Source organism: uncultured Paraglaciecola sp. (genome assembly GCF_943787955.1).
Lineage (GTDB): Bacteria > Pseudomonadota > Gammaproteobacteria > Enterobacterales > Alteromonadaceae > Paraglaciecola.
This window is the reverse complement of record NZ_CALSOK010000010.1, coordinates 490475-503366: the sequence shown is the minus strand read 5'-3', so window position 1 is coordinate 503366 and position 12892 is coordinate 490475. Positions and strand designations below refer to the sequence as shown.

General features: G+C 39.5%; 11 protein-coding genes. 5 read left to right on the top strand and 6 right to left on the bottom strand.

The features are described from left to right. Window positions 1-89 precede the first annotated feature (89 nt). Both Q0Y52_RS10000 and Q0Y52_RS09995 read right to left on the bottom strand, forming a co-directional pair. A complete protein-coding gene (locus tag Q0Y52_RS10000) occupies window positions 90-1358 on the bottom strand; it encodes an inorganic phosphate transporter (RefSeq protein ID WP_297821120.1) in 1269 nt (422 codons plus the stop codon). Window positions 1359-1368: 10 nt separating this feature from the next. Then, window positions 1369-2046 carry a TIGR00153 family protein gene (locus Q0Y52_RS09995; protein WP_297821118.1) on the bottom strand — a complete coding sequence of 226 codons (678 nt, stop codon included), beginning with the start codon at window positions 2044-2046 and terminating at the stop codon, window positions 1369-1371. 276 nt (window positions 2047-2322) lie between these two features. Here Q0Y52_RS09995 and Q0Y52_RS09990 point away from each other — a divergent pair, with 276 nt between their 5' ends. The 5 genes from Q0Y52_RS09990 (at window position 2323) to Q0Y52_RS09970 (ending at window position 9015) form a co-directional block, all read left to right on the top strand. Next, the gene (locus tag Q0Y52_RS09990; protein ID WP_297821116.1) at window positions 2323-2826 is read left to right on the top strand and encodes an ACT domain-containing protein; all 504 of its coding nucleotides are present in this window, start codon (window positions 2323-2325) and stop codon (window positions 2824-2826) included. 69 nt (window positions 2827-2895) lie between these two features. After that, window positions 2896-4983, top strand: a complete 2088-nt coding sequence (gene ppk1 / locus Q0Y52_RS09985; protein WP_297821114.1) for a polyphosphate kinase 1 — start codon at window positions 2896-2898, stop codon at window positions 4981-4983. Further along, complete coding sequence (gene ppx / locus Q0Y52_RS09980) at window positions 4970-6511, top strand: exopolyphosphatase (RefSeq protein WP_297821112.1); 1542 nt, start codon at window positions 4970-4972, stop codon at window positions 6509-6511. Before ppk1 ends, ppx begins: the two co-directional genes overlap by 14 nt. 315 nt (window positions 6512-6826) lie before the next feature. Further along, a complete protein-coding gene (locus Q0Y52_RS09975) occupies window positions 6827-7576 on the top strand; it encodes a hypothetical protein (protein ID WP_297821110.1) in 750 nt (249 codons plus the stop codon). Between the two features lie 282 nt (window positions 7577-7858). After that, a protein-coding gene (locus tag Q0Y52_RS09970) for an IS3 family transposase (RefSeq protein ID WP_297817961.1) occupies window positions 7859-9015 on the top strand; the annotation gives its coding sequence in 2 pieces (ribosomal slippage) (window positions 7859-8105 and window positions 8105-9015; 1158 coding nt in all). A 120-nt stretch (window positions 9016-9135) separates the two neighbouring features. On the opposite strand, the gene Q0Y52_RS09965 is transcribed toward Q0Y52_RS09970, so the two are convergent. The 4 genes from Q0Y52_RS09965 to epd all read right to left on the bottom strand — a co-directional run bounded on the left by Q0Y52_RS09965 (window position 9136) and on the right by epd (window position 12825). After that, on the bottom strand, window positions 9136-9432 hold the full coding sequence (locus Q0Y52_RS09965; protein ID WP_297821108.1) for a hypothetical protein: 297 nt from the start codon (window positions 9430-9432) through the stop codon (window positions 9136-9138). A 158-nt stretch (window positions 9433-9590) separates the two neighbouring features. Further along, a complete protein-coding gene (locus Q0Y52_RS09960; protein ID WP_297821106.1) occupies window positions 9591-10490 on the bottom strand; it encodes a fructose bisphosphate aldolase in 900 nt (299 codons plus the stop codon). A 121-nt stretch (window positions 10491-10611) separates the two neighbouring features. Continuing rightward, the gene (locus Q0Y52_RS09955; protein WP_297821104.1) at window positions 10612-11775 is read right to left on the bottom strand and encodes a phosphoglycerate kinase; all 1164 of its coding nucleotides are present in this window, start codon (window positions 11773-11775) and stop codon (window positions 10612-10614) included. A 36-nt stretch (window positions 11776-11811) separates the two neighbouring features. After that, window positions 11812-12825, bottom strand: coding sequence for an erythrose-4-phosphate dehydrogenase (epd, locus tag Q0Y52_RS09950; protein ID WP_297821102.1), 1014 nt, complete (start codon window positions 12823-12825; stop codon window positions 11812-11814). Window positions 12826-12892: the final 67 nt, after the last annotated feature.

The following is a 12892-nucleotide window of genomic DNA, read 5'->3' as shown; positions in this document are numbered from 1 at the left end:
GTTGAGCATAAAAAAAGCCAGCTACAAGAGCTGGCTTAACATCTATCAATCTGGATCAGAACACGATAGTAGTCTCAAGAGTTATTGCCCTATGAAGCAAAAATACCTTTAATCATAAAGAAGAATACTATAGACAAACCCGCACCTGCCGGAAGTGTTATCACCCAAGAAACCACAATATTTCTGACTACACTTAAGTTAATTGCAGCGATACCTCTAGCCATACCGACACCTAGCACAGCCCCAACTAAAGTTTGCGTAGTAGAGATAGGTAATCCAGAACCAGAAGCTATGACGACTGTAGTAGCAGCGGCTAGTTCAGCCGCAAAGCCACGGCTGGGTGTAAGATGAGTAATGCCATTACCTATGGTTTTAATCACTCGATGGCCAAACAATGCCAAACCCGCCACGATACCGATGCCGCCAAGAGGTAAAATCCACCATGCTAACGCAGATTTTGCGCCAATTTCACCACCGCTTTGAACAATACTCACTACTGCGGCCAATGGACCTATGGCGTTGGCCACATCATTTGATCCATGGGCAAAAGCCATACAACATGCCGTTACTATCATGAGCACCGCAAACACTTTTTCAACATTAGCAAATTGCGCTTCTTTTTTAGTCTTCGGATCGATTTTAATACGTCGAATATACAGCCTTCCTAGGATACCAACGAGCAACGCTATCCCAATAGCGATAAAATACCCTTGATCGGCTGGGATCTCTAAACCAACATGTTTCAACCCTTTCTTTATGGTCACCAAAGCCATCACAAATCCCGCTAAAGCCATGTAAAAAGGCACATAACGTTTTGCACTTTCGAAGGGATTATCAGTATCAAAAATGAGTTTTTGCGCAGATTGGAATATCAGATAGGCAATAAACCCAGATATTGCAGGTGTGATAACCCAACTACCGACAATACCACCTACTTTAGCCCATTCTACAGCATCTGAGCTGACACCTACTGCAGCAAAGCCTACTATAGCACCAATAATTGAGTGTGTAGTTGATACCGGCCATCCAAGATAAGAAGCAAAAGCTAACCATATACCTGCAGCTAATAGAGCCGATATCATTCCGAAAACTAATAATTCCGGCGTGTTAATGAAGAATGCCGAATCAATAATACCTTTACGGATCGTTGAGGTGACTTCACCACCAGCCAAATAGGCGCCAGCAAACTCAAATATCATCGCAATAAAAATAGCTTGTTTGATTGTGAGTGCTTTTGAGCCAACCGATGTCCCCATCGCATTGGCTACGTCATTTGCACCAATACCCCATGCCATTAAAAATCCAACCGCAGCGGCCACAACAATTAAAATAAAACCGTAACTGTTAATAATATCCATGATAAATCTCTTAGTTAGCTAACATCAATTCGAGGCGAGAACCGACTCGTTCAGAAATGTCGGCCAACTCACCGACCCAATCAATAATGCTATATAAAAACATAACATCTACTGGATTGAGCTCTTTTTCAAGTGCTAGCAATCCTCTTCGTAAACTAATTTGTAATCTATCCGTATCGTCTTCAATTTCATCTAAGCGTTCGATCATGTTTTCGACCACTCGCAGTTCACGACCTCTAAAACCTGTTTCTAAGAGGTCGTCAAGTTCGTTAATCACTTTTTTAGCTTGGTCAGTTGCATCTAAACAACGCTTTAAATATTCCAAAAATGACTCATGAAGCTCTGCGGGGATGGCCAATTGACGCCCTAATATACGCCCTGATATATCTTTTGCCTTATTTGCAATTTTGTCTTGTTGAGTCAATAAATCCAATACGTCTTGACGTTGAATTGGCATGAAAATACCCATTGGCAAATTAATTCGCAGTTCACGTTTTATCTCATCTGCTTCTTTTTCTAGCATCGAAATGGCTTTCTGATGTTGTTGCGCAGTTTTCCAATCTTGGGCATACACAGCTTTAAAGAAAGGCAATAAGCCTTGGCTGCATTTATGTACAAGGTTGATATGATCTTCGAGGGGTTTGAGCGGTGATTTTGCAAACACACCCAAAAAAGTATTTATCGGCATAACTTTTCTCTTCAATTTAAAACAAAATTAACGGCGTTAATTTGGGGAAGTCAACACCCAAAATCTAAACGTCGACTGTATAATCGCACAAATATTAATAATCGAATGTGGATTATAATTACAAAGAAAACTTGATATTTTCAAAGCACCCAACATAACCTGTATTTCATTATTTTTTTAAATAATACCTTACATCTAATTCAGAATGTATTAGGCTATTTAAGAAAGCATAAGGCTTTCAGTATTCTCACTTTATTACAGAAATGTGACACTTTTATGAAACCCATAATATTTACTTTAGTTGGAATCGACAAACCAGGATTGATCAGTGATTTAGCCAAAACTGTTTATGACATGGGAGGTAACTGGTTAGGCAGTAACTTTTCGCACATGGCGGGCCATTTTGCTGGATTTGTTCAAGTCGATTTGCCCCTAGAAAAACATCAAGCACTCATGGAAATTTTATCAGAACATCCTGATCTAAAAATACATTTGTTACCTGGAATGACTGAGGCCAGAGGGGAACAGCAAACTGTACAAATCGATATTATGGGCAACGACAATACCGGTATTGTGCAAGAGTTAACGCAAATATTAAGTCAATTTAACCTGAACATCGTCAAATTTGATTCATTCCTCGAAAGTGCACCCAATTGGGGTGGGGCTTTGTTTAAAGCTAAAGCCATCATTACGGTTGCAGCAGATTTTGACTTAGAAACGTTACGCGACAGGTTAGAAAGCGTAGCAAATGATCTAATGGTAGATATTGAAATTCAGTAAACTAAAAACTGTTGTTATCAAATTATCATAATAGACGATTGATAACGTTAAATATGTTGAGAACAATGTATGCCTATTCCTCAAAACATTTATTATCCTAAAGAACTAAGCTGGCTTTCCTTTAATCAACGTGTGTTGCAAGAAGCAGCTGATGTCAATAACCCCATCATCGAACGTATACGATTCCTTGGAATTTATTCAAACAACATGGATGAATTTTATCGCGTGCGAGTCGCTGATGTTAAACGTAAAATATATATCCATTTAAACGAGGGTGAACTTGAAGAGGCTGAACAAACAAAATTATTGATGGAACACATTCAGGAAAAAGTCTTGGGCATGACTAAGGATTTTGACCGCATTCATTCTAACGTAGTAAAAGGTTTAGCCAGATACAATATATTTTTACTCGGCGAAGAAGATCTCAACAACTACCACACCCAGTGGTTAAGTCATTATTTCAAAAATAAAATTTTACGGCACATCGCCCCAGTTTTACTGAATAAAAAAGTGAAGTTGGTCTCAAGATTAAATGACTTTGCCACATACCTTTATGTAGGTATTCACAAAGACGATAAAGCCATTGCTTATGCCACGATTGAAGTGCCAAGCCAGAACATGTCTCGATTTGTGGTAATACCACCAGAAAAAAGCCGTAAAAAGAAGTACATCATTTTATTGGATGACATTATTCGATTGAACTTAGAGAGTATTTTTAAGGGGTTTATTGAGTTTGACTCTCTTGAGGCGTTCTCTTTTAAAATGACCCGCGATTCTGAATACTCTCTTAACGATGAAATAGATGAAAGTTATGTAGACAAAATGTCAGAAAGCATGAAACAGAGGTTGATTGCAGAGCCTGTTCGCGTGGTGCACGACAGCAGAATGCCTAACGAAATGCTTAAAGATTTAAAAAAACGTTTGAAAATCTCTTCCTACGACAGCCTTATTTCCAGTGGCCCTTACCGTAACTTTAAAGATTTTATTGGATTTCCAAATGTTGGCCGTAATTATTTAGAAAACCAAGAGCTACCTGCTCTAACCACTAAAGATTTTTCTGAATACGACACCGTATTTGATGCTATTACCGCTAACGATATTCTCCTGCATTACCCTTATCACCGTTTTTTACATGTTACCGAGTTTATTCGCCAAGCTGCTTTTGATCCCAGTGTAAAACACATTCGGTTGAATATTTATCGAGTGGCGATTCAGTCAAGAGTCATCAGTTCATTAATTGATGCAGTAGATAATGGCAAAAATGTAACGGTGGTAGTTGAGCTTCGCGCTAGATTTGATGAAGAAGCAAACATCCAATGGTCCAAAAAGATGACCGATGCTGGTGTTCAAGTAGTGTTTGGTATGCACGCGTTGAAAATTCACAGTAAATTATGTGTAGTGAGTCGTGAAGAAAAAGGTCAGTTAATCAAATATGCCCATTTTGGTACGGGTAATTTCAACGAAAAAACAGCTAAAATATACACTGACTTCAGTTTATTTACCCGTAACCAAGCACTCGCTACTGAAGCCGAAGCTGTTTTTACCTTTATTCAACAGCCTTATAGAAGACAAAAATTTCAGCATTTACAAGTGTCCCCTCTTAATGCACGAACTAAAATTCAAGCTTTAATACGCCAAGAAACACAAAACGCCAATGAAGGACTGAAGGCTGAAATAACACTAAAAATCAATAATTTAGATGATAAATTACTGATTGATGATTTATATAAAGCCAGTCAAGCCGGAGTAAAAATAAGAGCCATTATACGTGGTATGTGCTCATTGGTACCTGGGGTAAAAGGTTTAAGCGAAAACATTAGTGTCATCAGCGTTGTTGACCGCTTTTTAGAGCATCCAAGGGTGATGGTGTTTGAAAACGCAGGAGACACAAAAATGTTAATTTCATCTGCCGATTGGATGACCCGTAACATGGACTTTAGGATTGAAGTGGGTTGTCCCATCTATGACGAAGATTTAAAACACAGAATAATGGATATATTGAATATACAATTTAATGACACACTTAAAGCCCGTGTAATAGACAAACAACAAACCAACCATTACGTCACCAGAGGCAATCGTAAAAACCTGCGCTCTCAAACAGAAATTTATCGTTATTTAAAAGCACTAGAAAAGGGCAAAAATGTCTCGCACTAACACTGTACTTGATTCAACCTTCGACAACGTAGCGATAAGAAACTCTGTTAAAGTCGCTGCATTAGACATCGGATCGAATAGTTTTCACTTAGTGGTTGCACGGATCGTGGCAGGCTCAGTTCAGATACTTCACAGGGTTAAACAAAAAGTGCGTCTAGGAGATGGGTTAGGCTCAAACGGAGCTTTATCTGAAGAGGCTATGCAGCGTGGCTTAGAGACATTAGAGGTAATAGCAGAGAGCCTTCAAGGTTTTGAACCACAATGTGTAAGAGTAGTTGCCACCCATGCATTGAGAAAAGCGAGTAATGCAAAAGAGTTTTTAAGAGCCGCTAAAAAGGTATTTCCTTTTCCTATTGAGATCATATCTGGAGCAGAAGAAGCACGGCTTATTTATCAAGGTGTAGCCCACACCAATCATCAAGAGGGGCAACGCTTGGTAGTCGATATTGGTGGAGGTTCAACCGAATTTATTATTGGTGAGGGGTTTGATACTAGAGTATTACGCAGTCTACAAATGGGTTGTGTGAGTTATACCAATCGTTTTTTTAAACAAGGTGTACTCAAACAAAAAGCCTTTAACCAGGCCATTACAAGTGCCCAACAAGAATTGGAGATGATCGATAAAAAATACAAACAGATAGGCTGGAATACTTGTATAGGTACTTCAGGCACCATTAAAATTATTATTGAGCTAGCGGCTCAACTCGATAGTACCAATAGAGAAAACCATGTGTGTTTGACTGACTTACTGACATTAATGGATTTATGCTGCGCAGCTGGCAATAGCAAAGATTTACAGATCCAAGGTCTGACTGATGATCGCCGTTCCGTATTTGCAGCAGGTTTGTCAATATTAATTGCTACATTCAAAAGTTTGGATGTTCAGGAAATGGAATATTCTCAAGATGCGCTACGTGAAGGTGTGTTATATGAAATGGAAGCTCATTTAACCCATCCTGACATCAGGCAGCGCAGCGCTGAGAGTCTAGCCACTCGTTATGACGTTGACGTAGAACAAGCGAAACGCGTGCTTACCACTACCATGGCGCTGCATCAGCAGTGTAAAAAAGCATGGGGAATTGACAATAAAGAGTTAAAAAACATGTTGGCTTGGTCTGCCTTGTTACATGAGGTGGGTTTACAAATTAATACCCGCGGTATTCAGCGCCACTCAGGTTATATATTGCAAAATATCGAATTACCCGGATTTGGACAGGAGCAACAAAATTTACTGGCCACTTTAACTCGGTTTTACCGTAAAAAAATTAAAGTGGTAGAAATCCCTGAATTCACAATCTTGGCGCAAGAACAAGCATATAAACTTATCTCACTGCTACGTTTAGGGGTGTTACTCAACATAAAACGTCAAGATGATATTTTGCCAAATATGTTCCTTAAGGCACAAGGAAACGATTTAAGTATTCAATTCCCGAAAGGCTGGTTACAACAAAAGCCTGTTTTTAGTGCCGATATAGAGCGTGAAATTGATTACATTCAAGAGTTAGGTATAACTTTGAGTTATGAGTGATTTTGGTCGAGTGGTTAATATTTTAGACGAGTTGTGCCTATAACAGCTGTTAGCTAAATCGACACCGAATGGCCGAAATGACGACAACTTAACTTTCAAAATTAGACTTAACTATTTGAATATCATTAGTCCTTGCAGTCTGTCATGCCTCAGAATTAAAGCTATTAGCTTTGACAATCGATACTTGTAATTAGCGTGTCATAACATCAGAATTCATTTTCTGCATCACTTAAGAAAAATTTATTAATGTTTACTTGCTCTACCCATCTAATGATTGCAGTACTATGCATCAGCTTCTTTTCTCAGTGCAGCCAAGTGCAAGCATTAACCCCTGAACCCATATCTTTAGAATCTGGCTTATGGGAAGGTATCGAAAGTTCAACCTTACATTATAGATTGTTACAGATTGGTAATGACGGTAAACATAAGTTCCATAGCGTGGCGATCTCCTCAGCATTAAGAAAAGGTAAAACATATCCATTTACTAATGATGATGTTAACTGCACCAGTACAGAATGTTTCATCCAATTTCCATCCACAAATGACAACGCAATAAGGTTAGTTATCACACCATATTTGGACTCATCATACAAAGTCTTAGAAATTCCGACGGACAATAATGAGCAACCATTGGCGCAAACCACTTACCAACTTGATTCTGCGAAAAATGGGTCGGCGGTCAGTCATTTTTTAAATACCTACAAAAACCCAATAATAAAATCCTTAGTTAAACTCAATAGCGACAATGAGATTACTGGTTTATGGGTAGGCAGGTTAGTTATGGATAACAAGCCGCAGTTATTGTCGTTTGCAGTGTATCCTGATCAACAATCAAACTTCACGCTGCACTTAAATGGTGAGGTTTTTGTCAATAGCACCACATTTATGGTGACGGATATTAGTGAACACCGGAGTGTTATTCATATTGAAACTAAGCACCCTACTTTCGCCAATCAGCTATTGATAAATAGGCTAGGTAGTTCTCAACTTCGCGGATACATGTATTCAAAGCGAAAAGGTCAGACATTGCAGACTGGGGAGTTTTGGTTGTTACGGATTGAGTAGTTGTTAGGGGCTTAAGGATGTATCAAAATAAAAATATTTAAATATATTAGTATGGATTTTTAAGCGAACTTACTCACACTCAAATCAGTCAATCAGTGTTAGATAACAGCTAAGATTATCAGATTAATTATCGCTATTATCTTTTTTGAATATTGCGCGACATCCAGAGAAGTCTGCCGCACACCACTTCCAATTGAACGCTGGCAAATTTAAGCCTATTGTTGTGGTTGAATTAACCGGACACTTCAATAAAGGATTATAATCCTGTTAATTGAGGTGAATATGACTAAACGAACAAATAAACATTATCCCGCAGAATTTAAACAAGAAGCGGTCGCTCTGGTAATAGAGCAAGACTATCCAATCGTACAAGCTGCTGCATCTTTAGGTGTGACAGACAAACTACTTTACAACTGGGTAGCTAAGCATAAGAAACAGGCACTAGGTGACGTGTTGTCTGGCGATGAACGAGCAGAGTTAATTCAACTCAGGAAAGATAGTAAACGTCTACAAATGGAGCGTGAAATCCTAAAAAAGGCAAGTGCCTTCTTCGCGAAAGAAATGAAGTAAGATATTCTTTTATAAGTGAGCTTGATGCTAAGTATCCTGTGTCAGTCGCTTGTAAAGTGATGGAAGTGAGTTCGTCAGCATACTACGCATGGCTAAAAAAACCTGGTGAACTCATTAGCGCTCAAATGCTAAGACTGTATCGACGAGCCAAAGCATTATTCAAGGCAAGTCGAAACAGTTTAGGCAGCAGAGAGCTTGCTAAAGCACTACGCAAAGAAGGCTTTGAAATAACGCGGTATCGCGCCATTAAGTTAATGGAACGGCTTAAATTAGTTGTGACTCAGCGAATAGCTTATAAAGTGACAACCAAGCGCAAACACAGTGATGCTGTGGCTGACAACTTGCTAAATATGAATTTCAATCCTGTTGGACCCAATCAAATTTGGGCGGGTGATGTGTCCTATTTAAAGACTGGTGAGGGCTGGTTGTACTTAGCCATTGTCATGGATTTGTATTCACGCCGGATTGTAGGTTGGCATATATCAAAACGCATGACGCGTGATTTGGTCGAGCAAGCACTGACAAAGGCTCATAATTTACGCAAACCACCAAAAGGTTTGGTGTTTCACAGTGACAGAGGCTCTCAGTACACGAGTAAAGGCTTTAGAAATCTACTGTCGCGATTAGAGTGTCGAGCTAGTATGGGAGATGTTGGAGCTTGCTGGGATAATGCTGTTGTGGAGCGCTTCTTTGGAAGTTTAAAGCATGATTGGTTGTTTAAAGTACCGCAGCCCACTCGAACACATATGCGAGAAGATGTTGCTAGGTACATGAAATATTATAATGTTGAGCGACTACATTCAGCTAATTTGGATCAATCGCCAATTGAATTTGAAAACTCCTTTAGAAAAGTGTCCGGTTGGACTTGACCAGAACATATCTATCCAGTATCTCACTCAGCCATCAGCCATCAAACATAATACAATCTGGGCTGCTTATATCTGGCGTATTGAATGACTCCTTAGTATTTTCACTATTGGGAGATTTAATTAGCGACCAAGATATTGATCGATCAATATGGATAACTTGTCTTGAAAGTGTTCTTCGAAGTCGACAAGCACTTTACCAAACACTCTTAAGTATTTTTCAGTTTTGCCATGATCTAGACGTTTGTTATTCGTTTTATATTCAGTTTCGAGTGATGATTTATCATAACGGGGAGTGATGACCCAGCGCACAAAATATGAGACTAGTTTGGCCACTTCTTTTTTGGGAAATTGGCAGAAACCTTCGATATGATCAACGCCATCAGGTACTAAACACATGGGTTCAACTCTAAATGTCATTGTAAGCTTTTTATACAGAGGAAGCGGCAAATCATGGATCGTTTTTATCAGTTCTCATCCATTTAAGGACAAACAAATCAAAGAATAACCCAATCCCCCCAATCTTCCGAGTAAAAATAGTCAGGCAAATATCCAACCATTTTTCTCACAAAATAAAATCAACTTTTAGAGGCTTGATAAATGCTTTCTATAGATGAGTCCATAGTGGCATCAAACTCGGTATCGCTTTGTTTAGCACTTAGACCCTCGGATAGTGCACGAGAGAAACTTGCTATCATACCGTTATTTTCAGTCAACCTGTTGTTAGCTTCTTCTCTTGAATAACCACCGGATAATGCCACAACCTTTAACACTTTAGGATGATTAACCAAGTCTTGATAAAAGTTGGCGGTCTCAGGCAAGGTTAGTTTTAACATCACTTGCTGACCGGATGCTAAATTATCTAAATGTTTTAGGATTGACGCTTTAAGCAAGGCTTCAGCAGCCGCTTTTTCAGGACTATGGATATCCACTTCAGGCTCAATAATTGGCATAAGGCCTGCTGCTAAAATTTGTTTAGCCACCACAAATTGCTGAGCAATAATAGCTTCGACACCCACAGCATTTGCCAACTTAACCACAGACCGCATTTTAGTCCCAAACACATTTTGGGCATTAGCTTTTGCCAACAAGTTATCCAAGTCAGGCATCGCTTTTAAAAGTTGCGTTCCATTAACTTCAGCCTCTAAGCCTTTATCGACTTTCAAAAAAGGAATAACCTGTTTGACGTTCCATAAATAGCTAGAAGAACTGTGGCCTAAAATATTTCTATCAAGGGTATCTTCAAACAAAATCGCACCTAATACACGTTCACCATTGAACACACTTGACGTGATAATACGAGTGCGCATTGCATGTACTTTGTTAAACATTTCTTCGTCGCTTTGATACTCAGACTCATCTACACCATACAAACTTAAAGCCTTTGGTGTGCTGCCACCACTTTGGTCCAATGCAGCAATAAATCCATTTTGGCTATTAATTTTTGCAAGCATATCTTGTTGGGCTTGAAATACCATGTGCAATAATCCTTTTTTTATTTTGTTGAAGCCGATTTGCATAACGGCTCGTAGGGTTTAAGGTATACATCGAGTACTTAAGCCCTTCTCGTTATTATATTTTAGGTTATACGTCGTTTAACTATTTAGCCGCTCTGGCTTCTAACATGGCCACTGCAGGTAACTCTTTACCTTCAACAAACTCAAGGAAAGCACCACCACCAGTAGAAATATAAGAAATTTTATCATTCAAATTCCATTTATCAATCGCTGCTAACGTATCACCACCACCAGCTATTGAAAAAGCATCACTATCAGCAATCGCACGAGCCACCACTTCTGTGCCTTTAGCGAAATTATCAAATTCAAAAACACCACAAGGGCCATTCCATAGAATAGTTTTAGCACCTTTTAAAATCGCTGCCACGTTTTCAGCTGTTTGTGGGCCATAATCCATGATTTCTTCATCATCTTGTACTTCGCTGACATCTTTTATTACAGCAGGCTCTGACTCAGAGAAGTTTTTGCCAACACGCACATCGACTGTTTCAGGAATATCTAACGAGTCCATTAAACGTTTAGCTTCTGGGATCAAATTTGCCTCATGTAACGAACGGCCAACTTTATAGCCACGTGCTGCAACAAAGGTATTTGAAATTCCTCCCCCCACTATTAACTGATCAGCAATTTTAGATAAAGCATCCAATACAGTTAATTTTGTTGATACTTTTGAGCCGCCCACTATAGCCACTAAAGGGCGTTTGGGATTATTAAGTGCACTCCCTAATGCATCAAGTTCAGCAACCAGTAATGGGCCGGCACATGCTATTGGCGCAAACACACCCACACCATGAGTTGAAGCTTGTGCGCGGTGGGCAGTGCCGAATGCGTCCATGACATAAATGTCACACAACGCTGCATATTGTTTGGCTAAGGTTTCATCATCGTCTTTTTCGCCGACATTAAAACGCACGTTTTCTAACACCACCACTTCGCCGTCCTTAACGTCTTCACCATCTAAATAATCTTTCGCTAAGCGTACGTTCAGATCGGTTTTTTCATTTAAATAATTAACCACTGGGAGTAATGAAAACTCGTCTGCAGATTCACCTTCTATGGGACGACCAAGGTGCGACATAATCATCACTTTGGCCCCTTGCTCTAAAGCTGCGGTGATAGATGGCAGCGAAGCAAGAATACGTGCAGCAGAGGTCACTACGCCATCTTTTACAGGCACGTTTAAGTCTTGGCGTATTAATACTCTTTTACCGGCTAAATCAAGCTCGGTCATTTTCAATATGGACATAATTTACCTTGTAAATAATTATTTTTAAATTCGGTTTTATTTTTTTGTGTTGAACATGGCCATGGCATTATCAATCATTCTGTTAGCAAAACCCCATTCGTTGTCACACCACACTAAGGTTTTCACTAGTTGTTTGTGACTCACTCTTGTTTGACTACCATCTACTATACAAGAATGGGGATCGTGATTAAAATCAACCGATACTAAAGGTTCTTCAGTGTAGCTTAAAACCCCCTCTAAGCGCCCTTCTCTTGCTTGTTTAAGTGCTTGGTTTACCTCATCAATACAGACATGTTTATCAAGCGTGACACTCAAGTCCATTGCAGTAACATTGATAGTAGGTACTCGCACCGCAATGGCTTCAAATTTACCAGCAAATTTAGGTAAGATTCGTTCAATTCCTATCGCTAATTTGGTGTCAACAGGAATGATCGATTGACTGGCCGCTCGGGTAAGCCGCAAATCAGGATGGTATGCATCAATCACTTGTTGGTCATGCATTGAAGAATGGATGGTAGTAATCGTTCCGCTTAAAACGCTGAATGCTTCATCTAACACTTGGATCACCGGCACAATACAATTGGTTGTACAGGAGCCGCTGGAAACAATGAGGTCATCAGCTTTCAACTGATCATCATTAATCCCATAAATCACGGTTGCATCCATATCAGGTCCACAAGGCTGTGAAAACAATACCTTTGCGGCCCCTTGATCCAAATGCGCTTGGCCAGCGGCTCTATCATTATGCACACCTGAGCATTCAAACACCAAATCAATATCAAGTTGTTGCCATGAAAGATCTGCAATGTTTTCATGCTGGAGTAATAGAATCTCATCTCCTGCAACAGTCAGACATTGTGCTTGTAAATCAACAGAAAAACCAAAGCGCCCGTGAGATGTATCGTATTTGAGCAAATGTGCAATGCCTTTTGGTTCGGCTAACTCATTGATCGCCACAATTTTTATATCAGTATTACGGCCGCTTTCATATAAAGCCCTGACAACATTGCGGCCTATACGGCCAAAACCATTAATTGCAATTCGTAACATAACACCCTTTAATTTAATGCAAGGTGAGTAAAACCACCCGACACTTTTTTAATAATAAATACCTTAG

What these genes read in the sequence shown, in the direction of transcription:
- Q0Y52_RS10000 (WP_297821120.1), bottom strand. Translation starts at nt 1,358, where the DNA reads ATGGATATTATTAACAGTTACGGTTTTATTTTAATTGTTGTGGCCGCT.
- Q0Y52_RS09995 (WP_297821118.1), bottom strand. Translation starts at nt 2,046, where the DNA reads ATGCCGATAAATACTTTTTTGGGTGTGTTTGCAAAATCACCGCTCAAA.
- Q0Y52_RS09990 (WP_297821116.1), top strand. Translation starts at nt 2,323, where the DNA reads ATGAAACCCATAATATTTACTTTAGTTGGAATCGACAAACCAGGATTG.
- ppk1 (WP_297821114.1), top strand. Translation starts at nt 2,896, where the DNA reads ATGCCTATTCCTCAAAACATTTATTATCCTAAAGAACTAAGCTGGCTT.
- ppx (WP_297821112.1), top strand. Translation starts at nt 4,970, where the DNA reads ATGTCTCGCACTAACACTGTACTTGATTCAACCTTCGACAACGTAGCG.
- Q0Y52_RS09965 (WP_297821108.1), bottom strand. Translation starts at nt 9,432, where the DNA reads ATGACATTTAGAGTTGAACCCATGTGTTTAGTACCTGATGGCGTTGAT.
- Q0Y52_RS09960 (WP_297821106.1), bottom strand. Translation starts at nt 10,490, where the DNA reads ATGGTATTTCAAGCCCAACAAGATATGCTTGCAAAAATTAATAGCCAA.
- Q0Y52_RS09955 (WP_297821104.1), bottom strand. Translation starts at nt 11,775, where the DNA reads ATGTCCATATTGAAAATGACCGAGCTTGATTTAGCCGGTAAAAGAGTA.
- epd (WP_297821102.1), bottom strand. Translation starts at nt 12,825, where the DNA reads ATGTTACGAATTGCAATTAATGGTTTTGGCCGTATAGGCCGCAATGTT.